The sequence below is a fragment of the Streptomyces sp. NBC_00019 genome, from assembly GCF_045041015.1.
Taxonomy (GTDB): Bacteria; Actinomycetota; Actinomycetes; order Streptomycetales; family Streptomycetaceae; genus Streptomyces.
Genome location: NZ_CP108302.1, coordinates 2,755,496 through 2,781,066 on the forward strand (window position 1 = coordinate 2,755,496; position 25,571 = coordinate 2,781,066).

Sequence of the window (25,571 nt, forward strand, 5' to 3'; positions counted from 1 at the left end):
AGAGCCGGGGTGCACAACGACGCGGGGCGACTTTCGGTCACGCTCCGTCAACGACGCGTCCGTTCAGCACGACCCGTCGTGGCGCCGCCAGTACGCGTACATCGGCCCGTGGGTCCTCGTCGTACACCACGAGGTCGGCCGCGGCGCCCTCCTCCAGGCCCGGGCGTCCCAGCCACTCGCGGGCCGCCCAGGTCGTCGCCGCGAGAGCCTCGGTCGGGGGAATGCCCGCCTTGGTCAGTTCCGCGACCTCGGCCGCGACCAGGCCGTGGGGCAGGGTGCCGCCGGCGTCGGTGCCGACGTAGACCGGGATGCCGGCGTCGTAGGCGCTCCGGACCGTGTCGTAGCGGCGTTCGTGGAGGCGCCGGATGTGGGCCGACCAGCGGGGGAACCTGGACTCGCCGCCCTCGGCCAGTTTCGGGAACGTGGCGATGTTGACCAGGGTCGGGACGATCGCCACGCCGCGGTCGGCGAAGAGGGGGATCAGCTCGTCGGTGAGGCCCGTGGCGTGTTCGACGCAGTCGATGCCCGACTCGACCAGGTCTCGCAGCGACGACTCCGCGAAGCAGTGGGCCGTCACTCTCGCGCCCAGACGGTGGGCCTCGGCGATCGCCGCCTGCGCCGCGTCGCGCGGCCAGCTGGGGGCCAGGTCCCCCACCTCGCGGTCGATCCAGTCACCGACGAGTTTGACCCAGCCGTCGCCCCGGCGGGCCTCCTGGGCGACGTACGCGACCAGGTCGTCCGGTTCGATCTCGTGGGCGTAGCCGCGGATGTAGCGGCGGGTGCGGGCGATGTGGCGGCCGGCACGGATGATCTTCGGGAGGTCCTCGCGGGCGTCGGTCCAGCGGGTGTCCGAGGGGGAGCCGGCGTCGCGGATCAGCAGGGTGCCGGCGTCGCGGTCGGTGAGGGCCTGCTGTTCGGCGACGCCCTGCGGAACGGGGCCGTGGGGGCCGAGGCCCACGTGGCAGTGCGCGTCGACCAGGCCGGGGAGGGTCCAGCCCGCGACGGTCCGGACGTCCCGGGTGCCGACGGGACGGTCGTAGGTGACGCGTCCGTCCACGACCCAGAGTTCGTCGCGGACGTCTTCCGGGCCCACGAGGACGCGTCCCTTTAGGTGCAGCACCGCCTGATCGCTCATGTGCTGCACGATATGCGTTTCGCCGGATACGTTGATCGTCGGCTGCGGCTTTGTGGGGGCTGGTCGCGCCCACGCGGCGGAGCCGCAAATCGATACAGCCCCGCGCCCCTTACTCGGCGTTGCCGTCCTCCTCGACTTCGGCCATCGCCGGGTCCAGGAGCCGCGACAGGAAATGCCGCGTACGTTCATGGCTCGGGTTCGTGATGACCTGGGCCGGCGTGCCGTCCTCGACGATCACTCCGCCGTCCATGAAGACCACCCTGTCGGCGACCTCCTTCGCGAACGTCATCTCGTGGGTCACGACCATCATCGTCATGCCCTCCTGGGCGAGCATCCGCATGACCGCCAGGACGTCCCCCACCAGCTCCGGGTCCAGTGCCGACGTCGGCTCGTCGAAGAGCATCACCTCGGGGCCCATCGACAGCGAACGGGCGATCGCGACCCGCTGCTGCTGGCCGCCGGAGAGGGAGGCCGGGTAGGCGTTCGCCTTCTCGGACAGGCCCACCCGCTCCAGGTTCTCGGCGGCCACCTTCGCCGCCTGCGCCTTGTCCCGCCTGAGCACCCTGCGCTGGGGCAGCGTGAGGTTCTCGGTCACGGTGAGATGCGGGAAGAGGTTGAACTGCTGGAAGACCATGCCGATACGGCGGCGTACGGCGTCGATGTCGACATCGGGGTCGGTGAGTTCGGTGCCGCCGACGAAGACCTGGCCCTTGGTGGGTTCCTCCAGGAGGTTCACGCACCGCAGCAGCGTGGACTTGCCGGAGCCGGAGGGGCCGATGACGCAGACGACGTCGCCCTGGCCGATCTCCAGGTCGATGCCCTTGAGGACCTCGTTGTCGCCGAACGACTTGTGCAGACCGCGGACTTCGATTTCCGGTCGGCTCATTTCACGGCCTCCTGGGCCTTCGCCTCCATGCGGCGCACGACGAAGCCGAGCGGGATCGTCACCAGCAGATAGCACAGGCCGGCGACGAGGATCGGCGTGGAGTTGGCGGTCGTACTGGCCAGGTCACGGCCGTACTTGGACAGTTCGCGCTCCTCCAGGGTGACGCCGAGGAAGAGGACCAGCGAGGAGTCCTTGAAGAGCAGGACGAGTTCGTTGGTCAGCGGCGGGAGGATGATCCGGAACGCCTGCGGGATGACGATCGAGACCATGGCCCGCGCGGGCGAGAAGCCCAGCGAACGGGCCGCCTCCATCTGCCCCTTGGGCACCGCCTGGATGCCCGCGCGGATCGTCTCCGCCATGTACGCGGCCGCCACCAGGCCGAGCGCGAGGGCGACCTTGCCGTAGGTGCCGCCGGGGATCTCGGTCCCCGGGAAGGCCAGTGGCACGGCCACGCCGATGAAGATGAAGATCAGCAGGGCGGGCAGGCCGCGGAAGATCTCGATGTACACGCCGGCGAACCAGCGGTACGGGCCCACCGACGACAGCCGCATCAGCGCTATGACCATGCCGAGAACGAGTCCGAACGCGAACCCGGACAGCGTGTAGAGCACGGTGTTCTTCAGCGCGAGCGTGATGACGTCGGGGAACATCTGCTCGGCGATGTCCCACTGCGCGAACTGGTTCTTGAGCCGGTCCCAGTCGGCCGACGCCGCGAAGGCGACGACGGCCGCGACGAACACGACGTACTGGGCGCCGCGCGACAGGCGGCGCTTCTGACTCCGGGTCAGGCCCTTTTTGCGAGGCTGGAGTTGTGCGTCGGAGCTCGTCATGAGGCGGACGGGGACGCGGAGGCCGCGGACTCGTCGTAGGGGCCGATCCACTTCTCGTACAGCGTCTTGTACGTGCCGTCGGACTTGGCCTCGGCGAGGGCCTTGTTGATGGCGGCGAGGAGCTTGGTGTTGCCCTTCTTGACCGTGAAGCCGTACTGCTCACCGGTGTTGATCTGCTCGGCGACCTGGAAGGCGTCGGCGTTGGCCTTGGTCTTCAGCCAGCCCTGGACGACCGGGTAGTCGATGACGACGGCCTTGACCTGGCCGGAGCGCAGACCGTTGAGGACGGCGTCGGAGGACTCGAAGGAGACCGGGTCGAAGCCCTGGCTCTTGGCGTAGTCCTCGCCGGTGGTCTGCGCCTGGGCGCCGATCGCGACCTTCTTGGACTTGGCGTCGGCGAGGGACGTGATGCCGCTGCCCTTGTCGACGAGGAGGGCCTGGGTGGCTTCGAAGTAGGGGTCCGAGAAGTCGACGTTCTTCTTGCGCTCCTCGGTGATGGTCATGCCGGCGGCCGCGAGGTCGCACTCGCCGGAGTTGAGGAACGCACCGGTCTTGAAGTTCTCGAACGGCGTGTCGAGGATCTCCTGCTTCACGCCGAGGTCCTTGGCGGCGAGGTCGATCAGCGACACGTCGAAGCCCTGCACCTTGCCGTCGATCTCCGACTGGAAGGGCGGGTACGGAAGGTGGGTGCAGGTGGTGAGCTGCCCCGCCTGGACGAGCTCGACACCGCCGGCCGCGGTCTTGGTGCCGCTGTCGCCGTCGTCGTCCGAGGAGCAGCCGGCCACGAGCACGAGCCCGGCCGTCGCGGTGGTGGCGGCCAGGACGCGGGTCCGACGCCCGAGGATCGTCTTCACGGGGAAGCCTCCTGTGAGGGAACTGTCTGTTCCGGATATCGGGTTCCGATTATAAGGAGAAGTTTGAGACCCTCAAATCAAACCGATGGTTATAGGGCCGTCTGACCTAAGAAGTCGGTGGCGGGGTGGGGTGCCCAGGGTGCCGGTTACCCTCGATTCGTTGATCCCGTGAGTGAAGAGAGCACCACTGTGACGCACCCCTTCCTGGACCTGGCCCCGCTCAGCGCGGCGCACTTCGCGTCGATCGAGGACCGCGTGGCGCGGCTGCTGAGCACCTCGCAGGATGTCGTGATCATGCAGGGGGAGGCGTTGCTGCCGCTGGAGGGGGCGATCCGCGCGACCGCGGGTCCCGGCACCGTGGCGCTGAACGTGATCACCGGGCCGTACGGGCAGACCTTCGGGGACTGGCTGCGGGACTGCGGGGCCACCGTGATCGATCTGGCGGTGCCGTTCCACACGGCGGTGACCGTGGAGCAGATCCGGGAGGCCTTCGCCGAGCATCCGTCGATCGACTTCGTCTCGCTGGTGCACGCGGAGGCGGCGACGGGCAACACCAACCCGGTCGCGGAGATCGGGGAGGTGGTGCGGTCGCACGGCGCGCTGTTCTACCTGGACGCCGTCGCCTCGATCGGGGCGGAGCCGGTACTGCCGGACGCGTGGGGTGTCGACCTCTGTGTGATCGGGGCGCAGAAGGCGATGGGCGGGCCCGCGGGTGTTTCGGCGGTTTCGGTGAGCTCGCGGGCGTGGGCTCGCATGGCGGCGAACCCGCAGGCGCCGCGACGGTCGTACCTCTCCCTGCTGGACTGGAAGGAGCGGTGGGTCGACGGCGGGCGCAAGGCGTTGCTGCACGCGCCGGCCCAGCTGGAGATGCTGGCGCTGGAGGCCTGCGTCGAGCGGATCGAGGCGGTCGGGCTCGACGCGGTGATGGCTCGCCACGCGTCGGCGGCCGCGGCGACCCGGGCGGGGGTCGTGGCTCTGGGGGGCGGACTCGAGCCGTACGTGTACGAGGCCCGGGACGCGGCGCCGGTCGCCACGACCCTGCGGGCGCCGGCGGGGGTGGTGGCGTCGGAGCTGGTGGCTCGGGCCCTGGCATCGGATCCGGCGCTGCCGCTGGCCGCGGGTGGGGGCGCGCTGGCCAAGGAGATGATCCGGGTCAACCACTACGGCGCCGATGCGACACCGGGCGCCGTGCGGGCGAGCCTTGCGGCGCTGGGGGCCGCGTTGAGCGAGCAGGGGCTGGATGTGGATGTTGAGGGGGCGCTGCGGGCTGTGGAGGACAGCTGGCGGTAGGCGTTCGGGCGGGGGCGGGTTCTTCTCGCCCCCGTCGGCCCGAAGGGCCTCCCTCCCCCTCGAACGCCGGACGGGCTGGAAGGTGCGGAGGGGCTGAAAGGCACGTTTCGGCATGCCGTACCCCCATGCCATGCTCCCCGCATGACCACAGACACACCCCTCACCCTCCCCGACGGCCGCCCCGTCCCCCTCCTCACCGCCGGTGAACTCCCCATGCTGGAGAGCTGGTTGGACTTTCATCGGGCCACGTTGGAGCTGAAGTGTGCGGGGCTGGACGACGAGCAGGTGCGGCGCCCCGCTGCCGAGCCGTCCGGGCTCACGTTGCTCGGGCTGGTGCAGCATCTTGCCGAGGTCGAGCGGAACTGGTTCCAGCGGGTGGTCGCGGGGCTCGATATGCCGCCTGTGTTCGGTGAGGCGACCGGGTACCGCCTTGATCCCGCCCGCACGCTCGAGGACGCGCTCGGTGTCTGGCGGCGGGAGATCGCTCGGGGACGCGAGATCGTCGCCGGGCGGTCGCTCGACGACACCGGGCGGATCATGGAGGGGCCCGTTCCCGGGATGGAGGTGAGTCTGCGGTGGGTGTTTATCCACATGATTGAGGAGTACGCCCGGCACAACGGGCATGCCGACATCTTGCGGGAACGAATCGACGGGGTGACCGGAGCCTAATTCAGGGGTAATTCTGGAATTCATTCCAGAGCAGCTTCCCGTATTCGTCTGCCCGCTTTCTCTCGTCCTAAACGCAAAGATTCTGCGAACGTCAACCGGATGAATTCGGGCAGATCTCATGGGGATTACATGGCTGTGACGCGTTACACATCGAGGGTGTTTTGTGCCTTTTGGTGGGGATAAAACCCCCCATACGTCGCACCTTTCACGCGTCCGCCCGCGCCCGCGTGATAACACATGCACCGCCGACCCGTAACCCCTCTCGGCGATGCAATTTTTAATTTCCCTGGGTAAATTCAATTCGCATGACTGCCGCACAAGCAGACACGACAGCAGAACTGCAAATCGACCGACCGTCCGTCGCGGACGGCGCCGCGTTGTGGCGGATTGCGAGGGACTCCAAGGTCCTCGACCTGAACTCGTCGTACAGCTATCTGCTGTGGTGTCGTGACTTCGCCGCGACGTCGGCCGTCGCGCGGGACGAGCGCGGGGAGCCGGTCGGCTTCGTCACCGGCTACCTGCGGCCGGACCGTCCGCGCACCCTGCTCGTCTGGCAGGTGGCGGTGGACGAGGCGCACCGCGGGCGCGGGCTCGCCGGGGCGCTGCTGGACGCACTCGCCGTGCGGGCCTCGGCCGAGCAGCGGATCACCGCCGTCGAGACCACCATCACGCCCGGCAACACCGCTTCCGAGCGGCTGTTCGGCGCCTTCGCCGAGCGTCATGACGCCGGCCTGGAGCGTGAAGTGCTCTTCGACGCCGGTCTGTTCCCCGACGGGCCGCACGAAGCCGAAGTCCTGTACCGCATCGGCCCCCTCTCCCTCTGACGACCCGAGACGACCCGAACGCACTCCCCCACGCATCGAGGAGCGATTCTTCGTGACCATCACCCAGCCCGACCTCAGTGTCTTCGAAACCCTCGAGTCCGAGGTGCGCAGCTACTGCCGCGGCTGGCCCACCGTCTTCGACCGCGCGCAGGGCAGCCGCATGTACGACGAGGACGGCCACGAGTACCTGGACTTCTTCGCGGGCGCCGGATCCCTGAACTACGGGCACAACAACCCCGTCCTGAAACGGGCGTTGATCGACTACCTGGAGCGGGACGGCGTCACGCACGGGCTCGACATGTCCACCACCGCGAAGCGGGCCTTCCTGCAGACCTTCCAGGACGTCGTCCTGCGGCCGCGCGACCTGCCGTACAAGGTCATGTTCCCCGGCCCGACCGGCACCAACGCCGTCGAGTCCGCGCTCAAGCTCGCGCGGAAGGTCAAGGGGCGCGAGGCCATCGTCTCGTTCACCAACGCCTTCCACGGGATGTCCCTCGGGTCGCTCGCCGTCACCGGCAACGCCTTCAAGCGGGCCGGCGCCGGCATCCCTCTCGTGCACGGCACGCCGATGCCGTTCGACAACTACTTCGACGGCACGGTCGAGGACTTCCTGTGGTTCGAGCGGCTCCTGGAGGACCAGGGCTCCGGACTCAACAAGCCGGCCGCCGTGATCGTCGAGACCGTGCAGGGCGAGGGCGGCATCAACGTGGCCCGCAAGGAGTGGCTGCAGGCGCTCGCCGAGCTGTGCGAGCGGCAGGACATGCTGCTCATCGTCGACGACATCCAGATGGGGTGCGGACGTACGGGGGCCTTCTTCTCGTTCGAGGAGGCCGGCATCACGCCCGACATCGTCACCGTGTCCAAGTCGATCAGCGGCTACGGCCTTCCCATGTCCCTCTGCCTGTTCAAGCCGGAGCTGGACATCTGGGAGCCGGGCGAGCACAACGGCACCTTCCGCGGCAACAACCCCGCCTTCGTCACCGCCACCGCCGCCCTGGAGACGTACTGGGCGGACGGTTCCGCGATGGAGAAGCAGACCCGCAAGCGCGGTGAGCAGATCGAGCAGTCCCTCATCTCCATCACCGAGGAGAACCTCGCCGATGTGAAGGAGTACCGGGGGCGCGGGCTGGTGTGGGGCCTGGAGTTCCACGACAAGGAGCGCGCCGGGCGGGTGGCGCACCGGGCCTTCGAGCTCGGGCTGCTCATCGAGACGTCGGGCCCGGAGAGCGAGGTCGTGAAGCTGCTTCCGGCGCTCACGATCACCCCCGAGGAGCTGGACGAGGGACTCAGCGTCCTGGCCCGCTCCGTACGCGAAACCGTCTGAACCACCGTCTGTACAAACCGTCTACATAGGAGGCATCGCAGCACCGTGATCGTCCGTTCGTTCAAGGACATCGAAGGCACCGACCGCCATGTGAGGGCCGCGTCCGGTACCTGGGAGAGCAAACGCATCGTCCTCGCCAAGGAGCGGGTCGGCTTCTCGCTGCACGAGACGATCCTGTACGCGGGTACGGAGACGTCGATGTGGTACGCGAACCACATCGAGGCCGTCGTCTGCGTCGAGGGCGAGGCCGAGCTGACCGACCACGAGAGCGGGCTGACCCACTCGATCACGCCCGGGACCATGTACCTCCTGGACGGGCACGAGCGGCACACGCTGCGGGTCAAGGAGGACTTCCGCTGCATCTGCGTGTTCAACCCGCCCGTGACCGGCCGGGAGGACCACGACGACAACGGCGTCTACCCGCTGCTCACCGAACCCGAGGAGGTGTGACCGCATGACCACCGTCACCGATCTCTACCCCAGCCGCGGCGCCACCGAGGTGGCGCTCCCACGCAAGGACCCGGTCGTCTGGTCGGCGCCCGGCGCGCCGGGACCGATCGCCACGGGCGAGCTGGAGTCGTTCGAGCGCGACGGCTTCCTCGCCGTCGACCAGATCATCGGCGATGACGAAGTGGCCGTCTACCGGCAGGAGTTGGAGCGGCTCGTCACCGACCCCGCGATCCGCGCGGACGAGCGGTCGATCATCGAGTCGAAGTCCAAGGAGATCCGGTCCGTCTTCGAGGTGCACCGGATCAGCGAGGTGTTCGCGCGCCTGGTGCGGGACGAGCGCGTAGTCGGACGGGCCCGGCAGATCCTCGGCTCGGACGTGTACGTCCACCAGTCGCGGATCAACGTCAAGCCCGGGTTCGGTGCCTCCGGCTTCTACTGGCACTCGGACTTCGAGACCTGGCACGCCGAGGACGGGCTGCCGAACATGCGGACGGTGTCCGTCTCCATCGCCCTGACGGAGAACTACGACACCAACGGCGGCCTCATGATCATGCCGGGCTCGCACCGTACGTTCCTCGGCTGTGCGGGGGCCACGCCGAAGGACAACTACAAGCAGTCGCTGCAGATGCAGGACGCGGGCACGCCCTCGGACGAGGCGCTGACCGCGATGGCCGGTGAGTACGGCATCAAGCTGTTCACCGGCAAGGCCGGTGCGGCGACCTGGTTCGACTGCAACTGCATGCACGGGTCCGGCGACAACATCACGCCGTTCCCGCGCAGCAACGTCTTCATCGTGTTCAACAGTGTGGAGAACGCGGCGGTGGAGCCGTTCGCGGCACCGATACGCCGGCCCGAGTTCATCGGCGCGCGGGACTTCACTCCCGTCCGCTGAGCACCGCGCAGTCCGTGCGGCCTTTCGACGCCCCCGCCGTGGAACGTCTTACGGTCGGGGGCGTCGAAGGGTCCGCCAAGACCGCTCAGAGCCAGGCCAGCCGGGACGCGTGGTCCAGTACGTTCTGTGCGGCGTCCTCGTCGCCCGAGGTGCCGCGCGGTACCTCGTCGGGGGTGTAGCGGCCGCCCACCAGCAGGCAGAAGTCGACGGGATCCAGGGTGAGTTCGGCCCGTACGGGATCGTCCTGCGAGCCCAGTACCCATCGTTCGCCGCCGGTGACCGAGAACAGCACCGGCGCGGCGTCCCGGCCCAGGGCCAGGCCGAGGATGCGGACGGCCAGGTGGACCAGCTGCCACAGGTGCGCCTCGGGCGGCGGCGGGACGGCGAGTCCCAGGGCGCGGCCGATGTCGTCGGTGTGGATCCACGCCTCGAAGGCGCGCACCACGTAGTGGTCGGCGACCGGCAGCCGTACCCCCATCAACATCACCGCACGGGCGGCCTGTTCGGGATCGAGGGCCTCGGGCGCGGTGAGCAGCTCGTCCGCCTGTGCGGCCCAGTCGGCGACGGTCTCCTCGGGCGTACGGCCGTACTCGTGGGCGATGACCTCGGCGGTCCGCTCGTTCCAGGCCTTGCCCCAGTGGGTGTCGTGCGGGATCCGGGAGAGCGGCAGACGGGTGTCCAGGCCGAGCAGCCGCGCCAGGTGCTCGTCGGCGGCGAGGAGATGCGCGACGGTCGCGTGCACGTCCCAGTCGTGCACGACCGGGGTGGACCAGCGGCCCTCGATCTCGGGCAGCAGCGCCTTGAGGCCGGCCACCGCCGCGGCGTACGGGGCGGCGTGCGCCGCGACCCGGGGTGCGGCGGGGCGGGTGCGCAGGGCGCCGGAGAGGATGTCGGCGGCCGGGCGGCGGCCCGGGCCGTTCGACGCGGGGCCGTCGAGGAGTCGTACCGTCTCGCGCAGCCGCTCCGCCTCCGCCGCGCAGCTCTCGCACTCGGCCAGGTGCAGCGGGACCGTTCTGCGGTCGGCGGGGTCCAGGGCCCCGAAGGCCCAGGCGGCCAGCAGGTCGCGTACGCCGTCGTGTTCGGTGGTCACCGGACGCCCCCCTTTCGCGCGAGGTCTCCTGCCATCATGCGCCTCTTTCCAGCGCAGGGTCGGGCGGGTCCGCCAAAGACTCGGCCAAGGTACGTAACGCTGTGCGCAACCGTGTCTTGGCCGTCCCCTCGGGGATGCCGAGTTCGACGGCGGCCTGCCGGTAGGTGCGGCCCGCGAAGTAGGCCAGGTGCACCACCTCCCGCTGGGTCTGCGGGAGTTCGGCGAGGGCGGAGTGGAGCAGGAGGCGGCGTTCCCGGTCGACGACCGTCTCGTCGGGGCCGGGACCGGGCTCGGGGATGGCCTGGAGCGCGGAGTCGTCGGCGCCGGCGGCCTTGCGGTGCCGGGCCTCGCTGCGCACCCAGTCCACGGCCCGCCGGTGGGCGAGCATGGAGAGCCAGGTGCGCAGGGTGCCGCGGCCCGCGTCGAAGGCGTACGGCCTGCTCCACAGGTGGGCGAAGACCTCCTGTGCCACGTCCTCGGCGGCGCCCGGACTGCGGGTGACCCGTACGGCGACCCGCCGCACCAGGCCGCCGTACGCCTCGTACGCCTCGGTCAGCGCGGACTCGTCGCCGTACACCAGCCGCCTGTGCAGCTCCGTGTCGACGGGAGGCCGCACGGACGTGTCGCCCGCGTGTTCCACCGGCACCACCACCCCTGGTGCCTTCCTAGCGTTCTCGCCGGGCCCGCGCCAGCGGTTCATGACAACAGGCCATGGCCAATGGTTCGCGCGCCGTAGGTCAGATGGACAGGGCGTCCAGAAGGCGGTCGACGTCCGCGGCGGTGTTGTAGAGATGGAAGGCGGCGCGCAGATGGCCCGCGCGGTCGGAGACCTCGATGCCCGCCGCGCTCAACGCGGGCTGTTTCGCGCCGAGTCCGGGGACGGAGACGATCGCCGAGCCGGGGGCCGGCACGGGTTCGTGGCCGAGCGTGGCGAGGCCCGCGCGGAAGCGGTCGGCCAGGGCCAGGTCGTGGGCGTGGATGGCGGCCACGCCGAGTTCCTCGATCAGGGAGAGGGAGGCGCGCAGGCCGGCGTAGGTGAACAGGGCGGGGCTGATGTCGAACCGGCGGGCGGAGTGGGCGAGTTCGGCGATCGGGCCGTAGCAGCTGTTCCAGGGGATCTCGCCCGCGACCCAGCCGGCCAGCAGGGGGGTCAGGGCGCCGAAGTCCTCCGGGACCACCAGGAAGGCGGCGCCGTGCGGGCCGAGCAGCCACTTGAAGCCGGTGGAGACGGTGTAGTCGTGCTCGGTCGCGTCCATGGCCAGCCACCCGGCGGCCTGTGAGAAGTCGACGTAGGTCCGGGCCTCGTGCGCCCGGGCGGCCTTGCGCAGCGCGGGCAGATCCGCGATACGGCCGTCGGCGGACTGGGCGGCGCTGACCGCGACGAGGGCGGTTTCCGGGCGGACCGACTCGGCGAGCCGTTCCAGGGGGACGATGCGGACCTTGAGGTCGCCCCGGGCGTGGAAGGGGTTCACGACGGACGTGAAGTCGTCCTCCGCGGTGAGGACTTCGGCGCCCGCGGGAAGCGAGGCCGCGACCAGGCCGGAGTAGGTGGAGACGGAGGCGCCGGCCGCCACCCGGTGCGTCGGCACCGCGGCCAGGCGGGCGAAGGTCGCGCGGGCCGTCTCCACGTCCTCGAACAGCGGGTCCAGCGGCCTGCCCTCGGCCCGGATCCGCGTGGCCTCCGTCAGGGCGGTCACGGTGCGGGCGGGGAGCAGACCGCTGGACGCGGTGTTCAGAAAGGTGTTCTTCGGGGCGAACTCGGTACGGACGAGGCTCTCGAAGGTCATGGGTCCACTGTGGAGCCGCTCGAAGCATTAGTCCATTGCGGATTTTTACGTGGTTTCCCTAAGCAATCCTTATGGGTCCGCTCCGACCTGCGCCGTCTCAGCGCTGCTGCGGTACCGCGCATCCGTCGGGGCCGCAGGCCTCCGCGCCGTTGTCCTCGATCAGCGTCAGCGGCGGGCGCTCGCCCCAGGCCTGGGTCAGCGCCTGGGTGAAGACCTCGGCGGGCTGGGCGCCGGAGATGCCGTACTTGCGGTCGAGGACGAAGAACGGCACGCCGTTCGCGCCGAGTTCGGCAGCCTCGCGCTCGTCGGCGCGGACGTCGTCGGCATAGGCGTTCGGGTCGGCCAGGACCTTGCGGGCGTCGTCGGCGTCCAGACCGGCGGCGACAGCCAGCTCCACGAGCCGCTCCCCGCCCTCGGCGAAGACGGAGCGCTCCTCCGCGAAGTTGGCCTTGTAGAAGATCTGGATGAGCTCGTCCTGCCTGCCCTGCGCCTTGGCGAGGTGGAGCAGGCGGTGCATGTCGAAGGTGTTGCCGTTGTCGCGGTCGCGGGTGCGGTAGGCCAGACCCTCGGCGGCGGCCTGGGTGCCGAGGTTGTCCTCGGCGTCCTGAGCCTGGGTCTCGCTGATGCCGTACTTCTTCGCGATCATCGGGACGACGGGTCCGATGTCGGTCTTGTCGCGTCCCGGGTCCAGCTCGAAGGAGCGGTGGACCACCTCGACCTGGTCACGGTGCGGGAAGGCCTCGAGCGCCTTCTCGAAGCGGGCCTTGCCCACGTAGCACCAGGGGCAGGCGATGTCGCTCCAGATCTCGACGCGCATGTCTTCGGCTCTTTCCAGGTCGCACGGGTACGGAGACGGCCTCCGGTTAATGAGTGAACGTTCAAGGAGTGGGGTTCATTCCCCGGCCACCGGAAGCGTCATGCGCAGATGGTGGTGCCCCGCTTCGACGGGGTGCGGGCCCCAGCCCTGGCGTGTGTAGAAGGCCTGCGCCCGCGCGTTGTCCACATGCACCTCCAGCACGGCGGTCCGCTTGCCGTCGGCCTGCCACTGCTCGACACAGGCCGTGTGCAGGGCGGCGCCGACGCCGGAGCGCCACCGGTCGGGGTCGACGTGGAACTGAAAGAGCTTGACCGTTTCCGCCGGGGCTCCCTCGGGGGTACGGAAGGAGGCGAGCGCGACGATGCGCCCGTCGTCCACCAGGCACAGGACATGGCCGTCCGGCCGGGCGATCGCGCCCTGCCAGGCGGCGAGCCAGTCGGTGCCGTCGTCCGGGATGCCGTCCGGGTAGTACGTGGCCCGGGCGCGGGCGTGGAGCGCGGCGACGGCCTCCGCCTCGGCGGGTACGGCGGTCCGGATCACTCGGGCCGCGACAACTCTGTCACTGATCACGCAACGGAGGACGTGACCGAGCCCACCCAGGTTCCCGGCCAACCCTAGACTGCCGACCATGGAATGGGACTACTTCATCAGTCACGCCAGTGAGGACAAGCCTCTCGTGGCCTCGCCGTTGGCCCATTACCTGAGATCGGTCGGTTTCCGTGTCTGGTACGACCGGTTCACTCTGAAACTCGGGGATTCGCTCTTGGCCGGGATCAATACGGGTCTGGCGAACTCGGCCTTCGGTGTCGTGGTCCTGAGCCCATCCTTCTTCGCCAAGCACTGGCCGCAGAGGGAACTGGCCGGACTGATGGCGGTGGCTCAGGGCGAGCGTCGCATTCTGCCCGTCTGGCACGAGGTGGGAGCGGACGACGTCGTCAGGACGTCGCCGATACTCGCGGATCTGGTGGGGGTGAGCACCCGGCGCGGATTGAACGCCGTGGCCGAGGAGATCATCCGTGCGTCCTACCCCGACCGCCTGGATTCGCTACCGGCGTCGAACGTGGGGCGAGAGTCATCGGTGGACCTGAAGGAAGCTCGCGCAACCCTGACCGAGATGTTGAACAATTCCGCGAGCCGCGACGACGTCTTCCTTCTCCTCTCCGCCTACCAGGAACTGCTGTCGGATTCGCTGGGGCGACGGCCGTCGACGCCCGTCATCCCTGCTTCACGAACCTGCCGGGCGGTCCCCTTCGACTTCGCCCTCGTGGAATCGCGCGGAGCCTCCAGGCCGGTAGCGATTCGATTCATCGTCCTTGGGCCCACGCAGGGAGAAGGCGACGCAGAGGCACTGATTCGTGAGACGGAGGCCGGATTCGGCCAGGAAGACAAGTCCTTCCGAAGGTCGTCTTTTGGGCCTTACTCGGGGCGAATCGTCGGCGCGTTTCCGGAGGTGTCGAAGGTCGCACGCGAACTGGCCGGTTGGGCCGAGTCACGCAACCTGTATCAGCGCGACCCCGAAAGTTGGAGTTTCACGGTCACTCTTCTCAACGGACGGCGAATCCCCGATCAGTCCGCCGGAGCGCTCAGGGAGGAGTTGGCCGCAGCATCGCGGCTTCCCCTCCGCATCGCCTCGTACGACCGGCTGACGGACACGGATGTGCCAAGAGATATACGGTGAGAGGACCGCCTCAGCTTCCGTCTCTCAGATCCTTCGGCCAGTCGGGCCTGAACTCCAGGTGGTCGTACGTCACGACGCAGCCCTCGCCCATCGGGGACTGTGTCATGAAGCCGACCAGGGCGGCGTCGCTCTTCTTCTCGTCGTCGAGGGTGAACAGCCGGACGAATATCCAGCGTTCGCCGTCACGGGAGGCGTGGAAGGCGAAGGCGCGGCCGGTGCGGCTCACTCTGAGCCAGACCGAACTGCCGTCCACGGTGAAGGAGTTGGCGTCGTCGGAGTGTCCCCGGGTGACCACCGTGCAGATGGTGGCCACGTCCGGGGAGTACTCCAGACAGAGCTTGGCCCAGGCCCGGTCGCCGACATGGACGTAGAGCACACCCGCGTCGAAGGACGCGTTGAACCCCACGGTGACCCGAGCGATGAGCTGAAAGTCCCCCTCGGGCGCACCGAGCAGCCGCGGCGCGTCGGAGGCGGGATCGAGCCCTTCGGCAGTGGGCGGCACGAACCGGTCCTGCCGCGGCCCGGCCCACCCGGTGAGCACACCGTCCTCGTAGGACCAGTGCCCGTCGGGGCCATAGGTACGGAGCCGGAAGGGCAGTTCGGGAAGCTCGATGTCCATCAGCTAACTATCTCAGGGTGGGTCGAGAAACTTAGGGGCGCGGGGAACTGCGCGACCAGCCACAACGAACCCGCAGCCGCCACACAGCCCCGCACCCCTACGGCGCTATCGCTCCAACTGCCCGTTAAAACGACGCGGCAGCCCCAGCGGGTTGTCATCCCGCAACTCCACCGGCAGCAGAGCCTCCGGAGTCGTCTGGTACACAACCGGCCGCATCCACCGCTCGATAGCCGTACCGCCCACAGAAGTGGACGTCGACGTCGTCGCCGGGTACGGACCGCCGTGATGCTGAGCCGCCGCTACGGCGACCCCCGTAGGCCAGCCATTGACGAGCACACGCCCCGCCAGCGGCGTCAGCTCCGCCAGGATCTCCGTGCCACGCCCCTTGCCCTCGGTCTCCTCGGTCGACAGATGCACCGTCGCGGTGAGGTTGCCCGGCAGACGCGACAGCACGGCCCGCGCCTGCGCGTCGTCGTCGTAGCGCGCCACGACCGTCACCGGACCGAAGCACTCCTCCAGGAGCAGATCGTGCTCGCCCTCGGCGGTCAGCTTGTCCGCCGGCACCGTCAGGAAGCCCGCGCTCACCGTGTGGTCACCGCCCGAGCCCGGCGTGACCGGCGTCTCCACGTCGGCCAGTCCGGCGCGCTCGGCGACCCCGGCGATGAAGTTGTCCCGCATGCGGTGGTCGAGCAGCACGCCCGCGTCGGTGTCGCTGACGGCGTCCGTGAGGGACTTGACCAGGCCGTCACCGGCGGCGCCCGACGGCACCAGCACCAGGCCCGGCTTCACACAGAACTGGCCGACGCCCAGCGTCATGGAGCCCGCGAGGCCCGTACCGATGGCCTCGGCGCGCTCGGCGGCCGCGGCCTCGGTGATGACGACGGGGTTCAGGGAGCCCAGCTCGCCGTGGAAGGGGATCGGGACCGGACGGGCGGCGGCCGCGTCGAAGAGGGCCCGCCCGCCACGGATGGACCCGGTGAAGCCGGCCGCGGCGACCAGCGGGTGCTTGATCAGCTCGATGCCCGCCTCGAAGCCGTGCACGAGACCGAGCACGCTCTCCGGGATGCCGTGCTCGGCGGCGGCCCGGCGCAGGACGGCCGCGACCAGCTCGGACAGGCCCGGGTGGTCGGGGTGCGACTTGACGACGACCGGGTTGCCGGCCGCCAGCGCGCTCGCGGTGTCACCGCCGGCGACGGAGAACGCGAAGGGGAAGTTGGAGGCCGAGTAGACGGCGACGACGCCGAGCGGCACCTTGTAGCGGCGCAGATCCGGGATCGGCGGGGTCGCGGTGTCGTCGGGGTGGTTGATCACGACGTCGAGGAAGGCGCCCTCGTCGACGATGTCGGCGAAGGCCCGCAGCTGGTAGCTGGTGCGGGCGAGTTCGCCGGTGAGCCGGACCGGGCCGAGCGCGGTTTCGGCGTCGGCTGCCTCGACGAGCTGGTCCTTGGCGGTCTGCAGCTTGTCGGCGGCGGTACGCAGGAAAGCGGCGCGGACCGTACGGTCGGCGAGGGCGCCGCGGGCGTCGTGCGCGGCCCGGACGGTGGCGTCCACCTCCTGGGCGGTAGCCTCCACGGCAACCTGCTCACGCTGCTTCCCGGTTCGGGGGTCGACACTCCAGACTGGTGCTGCTGCCACCGCGGGTCCCTCCACACAGTTCCTAGGTCATCCACCAGGGTCGTTCGATATACTGAACGCTGTCTCTGATGGTGAATATGCTGTTGGAGACTATTTCCCGTCCAACGAAGGGGTCAAGGGCGATGTCGGCAGGCGAGACGGGCGGCGGGGCGCAGGTCAAGTCCGCGGTACGGACGGTTGAACTGCTCGAATACTTCGCCGGACGCCCCGGCATGCACTCCCTCGCGGCGGTCCAGGAGGCCGTCGGTTATCCCAAGTCCAGCCTCTACATGCTGCTGCGCACGCTGGTGGAGCTGGGCTGGGTGGAGACGGACGCGACGGGCACGCGATACGGCATCGGGGTGCGGGCGCTGCTGGTCGGCACGTCGTACATCGACGGCGACGAGGTGGTCGCGGCGGCGCGTCCGACGCTGGACCGGCTGTCGGACGACACGACCGAGACCATCCACCTGGCGCGTCTCGACGGGACGAACGTCGTCTACCTGGCCACGCGGCAGTCGCAGCACTATCTGCGCCCCTTCACCCGGGTCGGCCGTCGGCTGCCGGCCCACTCCACCTCCCTCGGCAAGGCGCTGCTCAGCACCTACACCGACGAGCAGGTCCGCAAGATGCTCCCGGAGACGCTGCCGGCGCTGACCGAGAACACGATCACCGACCGGGAGAAGCTCATCGAGGAGCTGCACCTGGTGCGGGAGCAGGGCTTCGCCGTGGACCGCGAGGAGAACACGCTGGGGCTGCGCTGCTTCGGCGTGGCGATCCCCTACCGGACCCCCGCGCGGGACGCGATCAGCTGCTCGGTGCCGGTGGCCCGGCTCACGCCGGCGCACGAACAGCTGGTGAAGGACGCGTTGTTCGACGCGCGGGACCGGCTGACACTGGCCACCCGTAGGCTCTGAGACATGCAGATCACGCTCCGAGAGGTCCACGACAGCGATCTGCCGGTGTTCTTCCGGCAGATGAACGATCCCGAAGCCCTGCACATGGCGGCCTTCACCTCGAAGGACCCGACCGACCGGGACGCCTTCGACGCCCACTGGAAACGCATCCGGGCCTCCGACGCCGTGCATCGCACGGTCCTGGCGGACGGGGACGTGGTGGGCAGCGCGTCGGTGTACGGCGAACCGAACGAGCGCGAGGTGACGTACTGGATCGACCGCGCGTACTGGGGGCAGGGCATCGCCACGGCGGCCCTGCGCGAGCTGGTGACCCAGGTACCCGAGCGCCCGCTGTACGCCCGCGCCGCCGCCGACAATGCCGGTTCCCGGCGTGTGCTGGAGAAGTGCGGTTTCCGGCTGTCGGCCCATGCGCGGGGGTACGCGAACGCCCGTGGCGAGGAGATCGACGAGGTCGTCCTGACGCTGGGCGGCTGACGGCGCCGCGCATGAACGTCCCATGAGAATCGCGGACGCACGGGAACGATTCGCGGTGCTCTGCTCGTCTACCTGAGCGGAATGAACAAGACGATCAGGCGCGCATCGGTCTTCGCGCTGCTGCTGGTGTTCGCTCTGCTGGTGCGGGCGACCTGGGTGCAGTTCTACGACGGCCAGGCGCTCGCGGACGACAGCGACAACCGGCGGAATGCGATCGAGACGTACTCATCGCCGCTCGGGAACATCATCGTGGCCGGTGAGTCGATCACCGGTTCCACGCGGACGAAGGGCGGAGACCTCGCGTACAAGCGCACGTACAAGAACGGCGAGCTCTACGCGGCGGTGACGGGCTTCGCCTCACAGACGGGCAATCCGACCCAGCTGGAGGGTGTCTACAAGGACATCCTCAACGGCACGGACACCCGGCTGAAGTCCGTGATGGACACGGTCACCAACCAGCGGGCCGAGCCGGGCAACGTGGTCACGACGATCGACCCGGATGTACAGAAGGCCGGCTATGAGGCGCTCGGCGACAAGCAGGGTGCGGCCGTCGCGATCGATCCGACGACCGGCAAGATCCTGGCCGTCGTGTCGACGCCGTCGTACGACCCGTCGGCGCTGGCCGACGCCAACACGTACGGAGACGCGTACGAGAAGCTGGACAAGGAGTCCGACAAGCCGCTGACCAACCGCGCGCTGCGGCAGCCGGTGGCGCCAGGTTCGACGTTCAAGCTGGTCGTGGCGGCGGCGGCGCTGGAGAACGGTCTGTACTCGTCGGTGGACGAGAAGACCGACAGCCCGGACCCGTACCGGCTGCCGGGCACGGTCACCGATCTGGAGAACGAGAACAAGTCCGCGCCCTGCGAGAACGCCTCGATCCGCACCGCGCTCCAGTACTCCTGCAACAACGTGTTCGCGAAGATGGCGTTCAACCTCGGCCAGGACAAGTTGCGGGCGATGGCGGAGAAGTTCGGCTTCAACGACGAGTCGCAGGACGTGCCCGTGCGGGCGTACACCAGCGTCTACCCGTCGGACATGAACGACTCGTCGACGGCCCTCACCGGCATCGGCCAGTTCGATGTCACCGCGACGCCGCTCCAGATGGCCATGGTGTCCGCGGCCATCTCCAACGGCGGCAAGCTGGTCTCACCGCACATGGTGTCGCAGATCACGGACAACGGCGGCGATGCGCTGGAGAACTACGACGACGAGGCGTCGACGACCGAGGTCGTCAGCTCCGAGACCGCCGAGCAGCTCCAGTCCGCGATGCAGACGGTCGTCAAGGACGGCACCGGTACCAACGCGCAGATCGACGGGGCGACCGTCGGCGGCAAGACGGGTACCGCGCAGCGCGGCGAGAACAACAGCAAGTCGCCGTACGCCTGGTTCACGTCCTATGCCAAGTCAGGGGACAAGGAAGTCGCCGTAGCGGTCCTCGTCGAACAGTCGGACGCGGCCCGCTCCGAAGTGAGCGGCAACGGCCTGGCGGCCCCGGTGGCCAGGGCGATGATGAAAGCAGCGATCAGCTAGGCGCCCCAAGGGGCGCGGGGAACTGCGCGACCAGCCACGACGAACCCGCGGCTGGTCGCGCAGCGTCCTCACTTCGCGCCGAGGATCTGCTCGATCGGGTCGATCGCGAAGTAGATCAGGAACAGCGCCGAGGTGCCCCACAGCAGCCAGTGGATCTCCTTGGCCTTGCCGAGGACCGTCTTGATCACGACGTAGGCGACGAAGCCCGCGCCGATGCCGTTGGTGATCGAGTACGTGAAGGGCATCACGGCGATGGTGAGGAACGCCGGGATGGCGATCTCGTACTTCTCCCAGTCGATGTGCTTGACCTGGGTCATCATCAGGAAGCCGACGGCGACCAGGGCGGGGGCGGCCGCCTGGAGCGGGACGATGGTGAGCAGCGGGCCCAGGAACAGGGCGAGGCCGAAGAGGCCACCGGTGATCAGGTTCGAGAAGCCGGTGCGCGATCCCTCGCCGACGCCCGCCGCCGACTCGATGTACGACGTGGCGGAGGACGACGACGCCGCGCCGCCCGCGACCGCCGCCGCGCCGTCGATGAGCAGCACCCGGCCGAGGTTCGGGACCTTGCCCTCCTCGTCGAGGAGGCCCGCCTCCGCGCTGATGCCGACGACCGTGCCCATGGTGTCGAAGAAGTCGGACAGGACCAGCGTGAAGATCAGCAGGACGACGGTGATGACACCGACGTCGGCGGCGCTGAACGCCCCGAAGAGGCTGAAGTGACCGATCAGCCCGAAGTCCGGGGTGTCGACGAGCTTGTCGGGCCACGCGGGCGTGGTCAGACCCCAGCTCTTGATGTCGGCCGCCGAGTTGATGATCATCGCGATGATCGTCATGGTCACGATGCTGATCAGGATGGCGCCCTTGACCTTACGGGCGAGCAGTCCGATCGTCAGCAGCACGCCGAGACAGAAGACCAGAATCGGCCACCCGGAGAGGGTGCCGGTGCCGCCGAGCTGGACCGGCACGGTGGTGTTCGCGGCGTCGGGGATCCGGCTGACGAAGCCGGCGTCGACGAAGCCGATGAAGGCGATGAACAGACCGATGCCGACGCTGATCGCCTGCTTGAGCGGCTGCGGGATGGCGTGCATGACGGCCTCGCGCAGACCGGTCACCACCAGGACGCAGATCAGCAGGCCCTCGAGGACGACAAGGCCCATCGCGTCGTCCCAGCTCATCAGCGGGGCGATCTGGAAGGCGACGACTGCATTCAATCCGAGGCCCGCGGCGAGCGCGAGGGGCAGGTTGCCGCCGACGCCCATGATGATCGTCATCACCGCGGCCACCAGGGCGGTGGCGGTGGTGAGTTGGACCGGGTCGAGGGTGTCACCGAACTTGTCCTTGGCGCTGCCCAGGATGATGGGATTCAGGACAAGGATGTAGGCCATCGTGAAGAATGTGGCGAAGCCGCCGCGTATCTCGCGGGCGAAGGTGGATCCCCGCTCGGAGATCTTGAAGTACCGGTCGACGCCGTTCGCCGCTGGTAGCGGGCCACTCGGCCGGTCGGCCACCTTCTGCGTGTCGGACATGGCTGTTGCTCCTTGTTGCCTGATTGATCTGTGCGCGGATGCTGGCTGGATTGTTCCCGCGTTGAACGCGTTTCAGGTTTTCAACGTGTTACGGAATCGGGGTCCGGTGGGCCAGACTGCGTTCGAAGCCCTGTACGAACCACGAGGTTGATCACTGCTACGCTTCCGGATCTCGTCCGGGCCAGCTCCGGATGATCACATGTCATTCACATGACAGGCACAGGGAGGTTCCGCCCGTGGGCACGGTCGTCGACGACGCAGCCTCCGTGGAGTTCCATGCCTTCTTCGAGCGTCACTACGCCGAACTGTCCCGTCTCGCCCATCTGTTGACCGGCGAGTCGGACGCCGCCGACGATCTCGCGGCGGACGCGCTGCTCGCGCTCTGGAACCGCTGGGACCGGGTACGCGCGGCCGACCATCCGGCAGCGTACGCCCGTGGTGTCGTCGCCAATCTCGCCCGCACCCGCATCCGCAGCGCGGTCCGTGAGCGCCGACGGATCGCCCTGTTCTGGTCGCAGCGCGAGGAGAAGACGGAGAACCCTGACATAGCGGGTGTCGTGGACGTCCAAGAGGCGCTGCGCAGGCTGCCGTTCCGCAAACGGGCGTGCGTGGTCCTCCGGCACGCGTTCGACCTGTCGGAAAAGGACACCGCTCTCGCCCTCGGTGTTTCCGTGGGTACGGTTAAGTCCCAGACGTCCAAGGGCATGGCGGAACTGCAGCGGCTGCTCGGCTCCCAGGGCGTACCGCAGAGGGTGCACGCGGCGATTGCGCACGGCGGCGAGACCGGAGGACGGAACCGATGAGGCAGCAGGACGTGCACGACGAGCTGCGCGCCCGGCTGCACGAGGCAGCCGGACAGCACGAGCCCGATCGCGCGCGCATCCTGGCGCGGATCGAGCGCGGCATGGCCGAGGAGGTCCGCTCGGACCACCGGGCGACCCGTCCGCCGGTGTTCGGCTGGGTGCGGGTGGTCAGCGCCACGGCCGCGGTCGCGTGTGTGCTCGGCGTCGGCGGCTACGCGGTGGCATCGGCCGTGAAGGACGACGCCCCGCAGCAGACCGTGGCGACCACGGCGACCCCCGAGCCGTCGCCCGACGCGACGAGCCGGGCGCCGATCCAACCGACCGACCCGTCGCCGGGCGAGGCCCAGGAAACCGGCAAGCCCAGCAGCACCCCCACGCGGCAGCAGCCCTCCGCGACCCCCACCGCCCAGCCCCCGGTCACCGCCGCCGGCGAGGAGGACGGCCCCCTCTGGTCGGACGGCTCGGTCGACCCGCACAGCAACGACTTCTGGGCGCAGAGCGACATCACCCTGAAGACCTCCGAGGAACTGACCGCGCTCACCGTGCAGTTGAAGGTCGCGCAGACCGGCGGCGTCACCTCGACCGGCGCCTGGCGCTCGCTCCCCGAGGACGACTTCACGCTGACGACCGAGGAGAAGGACGGCTTCCTCGTCTACACCTGGACGCTCAAGGAGGGCCGCAAGGTCGCCAAGGGCGAGTGGGTGTTCGCGGGGCAGTACGACCATGAGCGCGGCGGCCGCGACGCGGCGGACGACCGGTACACCGCGACCGGCACCGCGGACGGCGAACAGCTCGCGGTGAAGGGCGACTTCGCCTCCCACTCGGGCGACGACGCGTCCTCCGACGGGGATTCGTAAAGAAAGTCCGCAGGGGCGGCAACCCTTTCCTTCACCCGTGGCGACCAGGAGCCGTAAGGATCCTCTCCCACGCAAGGAATGGGCATGACTGCACGAGCTGAACAGCGCGTCCGCCACCGCCGCCAGGTCTCCAAGCGTCGGGCGGCGATCGCCGGAGTCTCGGCCCTCGGCCTCACGGGTGCGGCGATCGTCACGACGACGATGCTGTCCTCCGCGAGCGCCTCGTCCTCCTGGCCGACCGCCACCGGCAAGCAGGCCGTGAGCAGCACCATCAAGGTCACGGGCACCTACAACGGCGGCTACAAGCAGTTCTACGGCAGCGGCGCCCTCGGCGGCGACAGTCAGGACGAGGGCCAGGACCCGGTCTTCCAGCTGGCGGACGGCGCCGTCCTCAAGAACGTGATCATCGGCACCCCGGCCGCGGACGGCGTCCACTGCCTGGGCAGCTGCACGCTGCAGAACGTGTGGTGGACGGATGTCGGCGAGGACGCGGCGACCTTCAAGGGCAAGTCCTCCTCGTCCGTGTACACGGTCTACGGCGGCGGCGCGAAGAACGGCTCGGACAAGGTCCTGCAGTTCAACGGCGCCGGCAAGCTGGTCGTGAGCAAGTTCCAGGTCGAGAACTCCGGCAAGCTGGTGCGCAGCTGCGGCAACTGCTCCACGCAGTACAAGCGCACGATCATCCTCAACAACGTGGACGTCACCGCGCCGATGAACGCGATCGTGGGCATCAACACGAACTACGGCGACACCGCCGCGCTGCGCAAGGTTCGCATCCACGGCGACAGCAGCAAGAAGATCAAGACCTGTGTCCGCTTCAAGGGCAACAACACGGGCGCCGAACCGACCCAGATCGGTACCGGTGCCGACGGAACCTTCTGCAAGTTCTCCTCCTCTGACATTTCGTACGAGTGAGTGAACCTTCAAGCATGACGGAGCCATCCCCTTGAGCACGCACAAGAGACACCTCACACGCCGACGCGTGCTCGGGGCCTCCGCGATCGGCGTCGCCGCCACCGGCGCCGCCGTCGCGGGCGGCACCGGCCTGCTGTCGTCGGCGTCCGCCGCGACCTTCGGCTACCAGGACGACGGCAAGAACTACGTCGTCGACACCGGAGCCTCACTCGTCTTCAAGGTCTCCAAGTCGACGGGCGACATCACGTCCCTCGTCTACAAGGGCAAGGAGTACGAGGGCTACGGCGGCAAGCACTCGCACGTCGAGTCCGGCCTGGGCGCCTCCACGGTGACGATCAAGCAGGTGGGCTCGACGATCCTGGTGAAGGTCGCGCACGGCGCGATCACTCAGTGGTACGCGGCCCGCAGCGGCCAGAACAACGTCTACGCCTGGACGAACAAGGCGGACGCCTCCTTCACCGCGACCCGCTACCTCGTCCGTCTCAAGCCCGGGATGTTCCCCAACGAGGGCTCGGACTCCTGGATCGAGGCCTCCGACAAGGTCATCGAGGCCGGTGACGTCTGGAAGCGCGGCGACGGCACGACCCACTCCAAGCACTACTCGGGCAAGCGCGTCATCGACTACGACCACATCGGCCTCACCACCGGCTCGGTCGGTCTGTATCTGGTGCGCTCCAACCACGAGAAGGCCTCGGGCGGCCCCTTCTACCGCTCGCTGCTGCGCCACTCCAACGACCTGGGCGCGGGGCTCTACGAGATCCTGCACTACAACCAGGCCCAGACGGAGCCCCAGCGCTTCGGTCTGCAGGGCCCGTACGTGCTCGCCTTCACCGACGGCGCTGCGCCCTCCTCGTCCCTCTTCCACGCCAAGCTCGACACCTCCTGGGTGGACGGCCTCGGCATCACCGGCTGGGTCGGCGCGGCCGGCCGCGGCAAGGTGGCGGGCGTCGGGCTGAAGGGGATGGACGCCAGGTACGAGTACACCGTGGGCTTCGCCAACGCGGACGCCCAGTACTGGGCGAGGGCCGCGGCGGGCACGGGCGGGTTCTCCTGCAAGGGGATGCTGCCGGGCACGTACACGCTGACCGTCCACAAGGGCGAACTCGCCGTGCACACCGCGTCGGTGAAGGTCACGGCGGGCGGTACGACGTCCCTGAACAGCCTGACCATCACGGGCGACCCGTCGACCGCTTCGGCGCTCTGGCGGCTCGGCGACTGGGACGGCACGCCCGGGGAGTTCAAGAACGCCAAGCTGATGACGTACGCGCATCCGTCCGACGCCCGCGCGGCGAAGTGGACCGGCAACGTCACGATCGGCGGTGGGAGTGAGGCGGCGTCCTTCCCTGCGTACATCTGGAAGGACGTCAACGACGGCATCCTGGTCTACTTCAAGTTGACCAAGGCACAAGCCGCGTCAGCGCACACTCTCAGGGTCGGTGTCACGGACGCCTTCCTCAACGGCCGTCCGCGCGTCACCGTGAACGACTGGGTTTCGGCCGTCCCTGCGGCTCCCACTCAGCCCAACACCCGCTCTCTCACCACAGGTTCATACCGGGGGAACAACCATTCGTTCACCTTCAACGTCCCTAATAGTGCGTGGAAGACGGACACCTCCCAGTACAACGTCCTCAAGCTCGACATCGTCAGTGGTTCGACGGGCACGGCCTATCTCAGCCCGGGCACGTCGTTCGACTGCATAGACCTGCTGACCTGAGCCCCCCTCGGTCAGCAGTAGCCGGCTAGAGCCCCCCTCGGCCGGCACAGAGAACGCCCCGCAGGTGACGACCTGC

General features: G+C 68.9%; 26 protein-coding genes. 14 read left to right on the plus strand and 12 right to left on the minus strand.

The features are described from left to right. Nucleotides 1–37: 37 nt before the first annotated feature. From OHU89_RS13200 to OHU89_RS13215, 4 genes are all read right to left on the minus strand, one after another. Complete coding sequence (locus OHU89_RS13200) at nucleotides 38–1,135, minus strand: amidohydrolase family protein (RefSeq protein ID WP_405642594.1); 1,098 nt, start codon at nucleotides 1,133–1,135, stop codon at nucleotides 38–40. A gap of 109 nt (nucleotides 1,136–1,244) precedes the next feature. Further along, complete coding sequence (locus tag OHU89_RS13205; protein WP_405642596.1) at nucleotides 1,245–2,021, minus strand: amino acid ABC transporter ATP-binding protein; 777 nt, start codon at nucleotides 2,019–2,021, stop codon at nucleotides 1,245–1,247. Further along, nucleotides 2,018–2,851, minus strand: a complete 834-nt coding sequence (locus tag OHU89_RS13210; protein WP_405642598.1) for an amino acid ABC transporter permease — start codon at nucleotides 2,849–2,851, stop codon at nucleotides 2,018–2,020. Before OHU89_RS13210 ends, OHU89_RS13205 begins: the two co-directional genes overlap by 4 nt. Further along, on the minus strand, nucleotides 2,848–3,705 hold the full coding sequence (locus tag OHU89_RS13215) for a transporter substrate-binding domain-containing protein (protein ID WP_405642599.1): 858 nt from the start codon (nucleotides 3,703–3,705) through the stop codon (nucleotides 2,848–2,850). The genes OHU89_RS13210 and OHU89_RS13215 overlap by 4 nt, the downstream gene beginning before the upstream one ends. A gap of 189 nt (nucleotides 3,706–3,894) precedes the next feature. On the opposite strand from OHU89_RS13215, the gene OHU89_RS13220 reads away from it, so the two are divergent. The 6 genes from OHU89_RS13220 (at nucleotide 3,895) to thpD (ending at nucleotide 9,154) form a co-directional block, all read left to right on the plus strand. Beyond that, entirely contained in the window at nucleotides 3,895–4,995 is a 1,101-nt protein-coding gene (locus tag OHU89_RS13220) for a pyridoxal-phosphate-dependent aminotransferase family protein (protein ID WP_405654471.1), read from the plus strand. A gap of 141 nt (nucleotides 4,996–5,136) precedes the next feature. Then, complete coding sequence (locus OHU89_RS13225; RefSeq protein ID WP_405642601.1) at nucleotides 5,137–5,664, plus strand: DinB family protein; 528 nt, start codon at nucleotides 5,137–5,139, stop codon at nucleotides 5,662–5,664. A 305-nt stretch (nucleotides 5,665–5,969) separates the two neighbouring features. Next, nucleotides 5,970–6,488, plus strand: coding sequence for a diaminobutyrate acetyltransferase (ectA, locus tag OHU89_RS13230; protein ID WP_405642603.1), 519 nt, complete (start codon nucleotides 5,970–5,972; stop codon nucleotides 6,486–6,488). Nucleotides 6,489–6,540: 52 nt separating this feature from the next. Continuing rightward, nucleotides 6,541–7,812, plus strand: coding sequence for a diaminobutyrate--2-oxoglutarate transaminase (ectB, locus tag OHU89_RS13235; protein WP_405642605.1), 1,272 nt, complete (start codon nucleotides 6,541–6,543; stop codon nucleotides 7,810–7,812). A gap of 45 nt (nucleotides 7,813–7,857) precedes the next feature. Continuing rightward, nucleotides 7,858–8,262: an ectoine synthase gene (locus tag OHU89_RS13240; protein WP_266894161.1), complete on the plus strand. Its 405-nt coding sequence runs from the start codon at nucleotides 7,858–7,860 to the stop codon at nucleotides 8,260–8,262. Between the two features lie 4 nt (nucleotides 8,263–8,266). Next, on the plus strand, nucleotides 8,267–9,154 hold the full coding sequence (gene thpD / locus OHU89_RS13245; RefSeq protein ID WP_405642607.1) for an ectoine hydroxylase: 888 nt from the start codon (nucleotides 8,267–8,269) through the stop codon (nucleotides 9,152–9,154). An 85-nt stretch (nucleotides 9,155–9,239) separates the two neighbouring features. On the opposite strand, the gene OHU89_RS13250 is transcribed toward thpD, so the two are convergent. The 5 genes from OHU89_RS13250 to OHU89_RS13270 form a co-directional block, all read right to left on the minus strand. Further along, nucleotides 9,240–10,244, minus strand: coding sequence for a maleylpyruvate isomerase family mycothiol-dependent enzyme (locus OHU89_RS13250; RefSeq protein WP_405642609.1), 1,005 nt, complete (start codon nucleotides 10,242–10,244; stop codon nucleotides 9,240–9,242). 34 nt (nucleotides 10,245–10,278) lie between these two features. Continuing rightward, a complete protein-coding gene (locus tag OHU89_RS13255) occupies nucleotides 10,279–10,896 on the minus strand; it encodes an RNA polymerase sigma factor (protein ID WP_266894155.1) in 618 nt (205 codons plus the stop codon). 85 nt (nucleotides 10,897–10,981) lie between these two features. Further along, nucleotides 10,982–12,031, minus strand: coding sequence for an aminotransferase class V-fold PLP-dependent enzyme (locus OHU89_RS13260; protein WP_405642611.1), 1,050 nt, complete (start codon nucleotides 12,029–12,031; stop codon nucleotides 10,982–10,984). Between the two features lie 97 nt (nucleotides 12,032–12,128). Next, the gene (locus OHU89_RS13265; RefSeq protein WP_405642613.1) at nucleotides 12,129–12,848 is read right to left on the minus strand and encodes a DsbA family oxidoreductase; all 720 of its coding nucleotides are present in this window, start codon (nucleotides 12,846–12,848) and stop codon (nucleotides 12,129–12,131) included. Nucleotides 12,849–12,923: 75 nt separating this feature from the next. Next, entirely contained in the window at nucleotides 12,924–13,418 is a 495-nt protein-coding gene (locus tag OHU89_RS13270; protein WP_405642615.1) for a GNAT family N-acetyltransferase, read from the minus strand. A gap of 58 nt (nucleotides 13,419–13,476) precedes the next feature. Between OHU89_RS13270 and OHU89_RS13275 the strand changes: the two genes are divergently transcribed. Next, a complete protein-coding gene (locus OHU89_RS13275) occupies nucleotides 13,477–14,526 on the plus strand; it encodes a toll/interleukin-1 receptor domain-containing protein (protein ID WP_405642617.1) in 1,050 nt (349 codons plus the stop codon). 10 nt (nucleotides 14,527–14,536) lie between these two features. On the opposite strand, the gene OHU89_RS13280 is transcribed toward OHU89_RS13275, so the two are convergent. Both OHU89_RS13280 and OHU89_RS13285 read right to left on the minus strand, forming a co-directional pair. Then, the gene (locus OHU89_RS13280) at nucleotides 14,537–15,145 is read right to left on the minus strand and encodes a DUF1349 domain-containing protein (RefSeq protein ID WP_266828942.1); all 609 of its coding nucleotides are present in this window, start codon (nucleotides 15,143–15,145) and stop codon (nucleotides 14,537–14,539) included. Nucleotides 15,146–15,250: 105 nt separating this feature from the next. Next, nucleotides 15,251–16,780 (minus strand): aldehyde dehydrogenase (NADP(+)), encoded by a 1,530-nt coding sequence (locus OHU89_RS13285; protein WP_405642619.1) that lies wholly within the window; start codon nucleotides 16,778–16,780, stop codon nucleotides 15,251–15,253. 122 nt (nucleotides 16,781–16,902) lie between these two features. Here OHU89_RS13285 and OHU89_RS13290 point away from each other — a divergent pair, with 122 nt between their 5' ends. The 3 genes from OHU89_RS13290 to OHU89_RS13300 all read left to right on the plus strand — a co-directional run bounded on the left by OHU89_RS13290 (nucleotide 16,903) and on the right by OHU89_RS13300 (nucleotide 19,680). Next, complete coding sequence (locus tag OHU89_RS13290; RefSeq protein WP_266894141.1) at nucleotides 16,903–17,676, plus strand: IclR family transcriptional regulator; 774 nt, start codon at nucleotides 16,903–16,905, stop codon at nucleotides 17,674–17,676. Nucleotides 17,677–17,679: 3 nt separating this feature from the next. Next, nucleotides 17,680–18,150, plus strand: a complete 471-nt coding sequence (locus OHU89_RS13295; RefSeq protein WP_266894139.1) for a GNAT family N-acetyltransferase — start codon at nucleotides 17,680–17,682, stop codon at nucleotides 18,148–18,150. Nucleotides 18,151–18,231: 81 nt separating this feature from the next. After that, complete coding sequence (locus tag OHU89_RS13300; RefSeq protein WP_405642622.1) at nucleotides 18,232–19,680, plus strand: peptidoglycan D,D-transpeptidase FtsI family protein; 1,449 nt, start codon at nucleotides 18,232–18,234, stop codon at nucleotides 19,678–19,680. 68 nt (nucleotides 19,681–19,748) lie between these two features. Here OHU89_RS13300 and OHU89_RS13305 read toward each other — a convergent pair whose 3' ends face one another. Further along, nucleotides 19,749–21,206, minus strand: a complete 1,458-nt coding sequence (locus tag OHU89_RS13305; RefSeq protein ID WP_405642624.1) for an NCS2 family permease — start codon at nucleotides 21,204–21,206, stop codon at nucleotides 19,749–19,751. 236 nt (nucleotides 21,207–21,442) lie between these two features. On the opposite strand from OHU89_RS13305, the gene OHU89_RS13310 reads away from it, so the two are divergent. The 4 genes from OHU89_RS13310 to OHU89_RS13325 all read left to right on the plus strand — a co-directional run bounded on the left by OHU89_RS13310 (nucleotide 21,443) and on the right by OHU89_RS13325 (nucleotide 25,495). Continuing rightward, on the plus strand, nucleotides 21,443–22,009 hold the full coding sequence (locus OHU89_RS13310; RefSeq protein WP_405642626.1) for a SigE family RNA polymerase sigma factor: 567 nt from the start codon (nucleotides 21,443–21,445) through the stop codon (nucleotides 22,007–22,009). Beyond that, nucleotides 22,006–22,866 carry a hypothetical protein gene (locus OHU89_RS13315; RefSeq protein WP_405642628.1) on the plus strand — a complete coding sequence of 287 codons (861 nt, stop codon included), beginning with the start codon at nucleotides 22,006–22,008 and terminating at the stop codon, nucleotides 22,864–22,866. Before OHU89_RS13310 ends, OHU89_RS13315 begins: the two co-directional genes overlap by 4 nt. An 84-nt stretch (nucleotides 22,867–22,950) precedes the next feature. Continuing rightward, on the plus strand, nucleotides 22,951–23,781 hold the full coding sequence (locus tag OHU89_RS13320) for a pectate lyase (RefSeq protein WP_405642630.1): 831 nt from the start codon (nucleotides 22,951–22,953) through the stop codon (nucleotides 23,779–23,781). A gap of 31 nt (nucleotides 23,782–23,812) precedes the next feature. Further along, nucleotides 23,813–25,495, plus strand: a complete 1,683-nt coding sequence (locus tag OHU89_RS13325; protein WP_405642632.1) for a rhamnogalacturonan lyase B N-terminal domain-containing protein — start codon at nucleotides 23,813–23,815, stop codon at nucleotides 25,493–25,495. Nucleotides 25,496–25,571 lie beyond the last annotated feature (76 nt).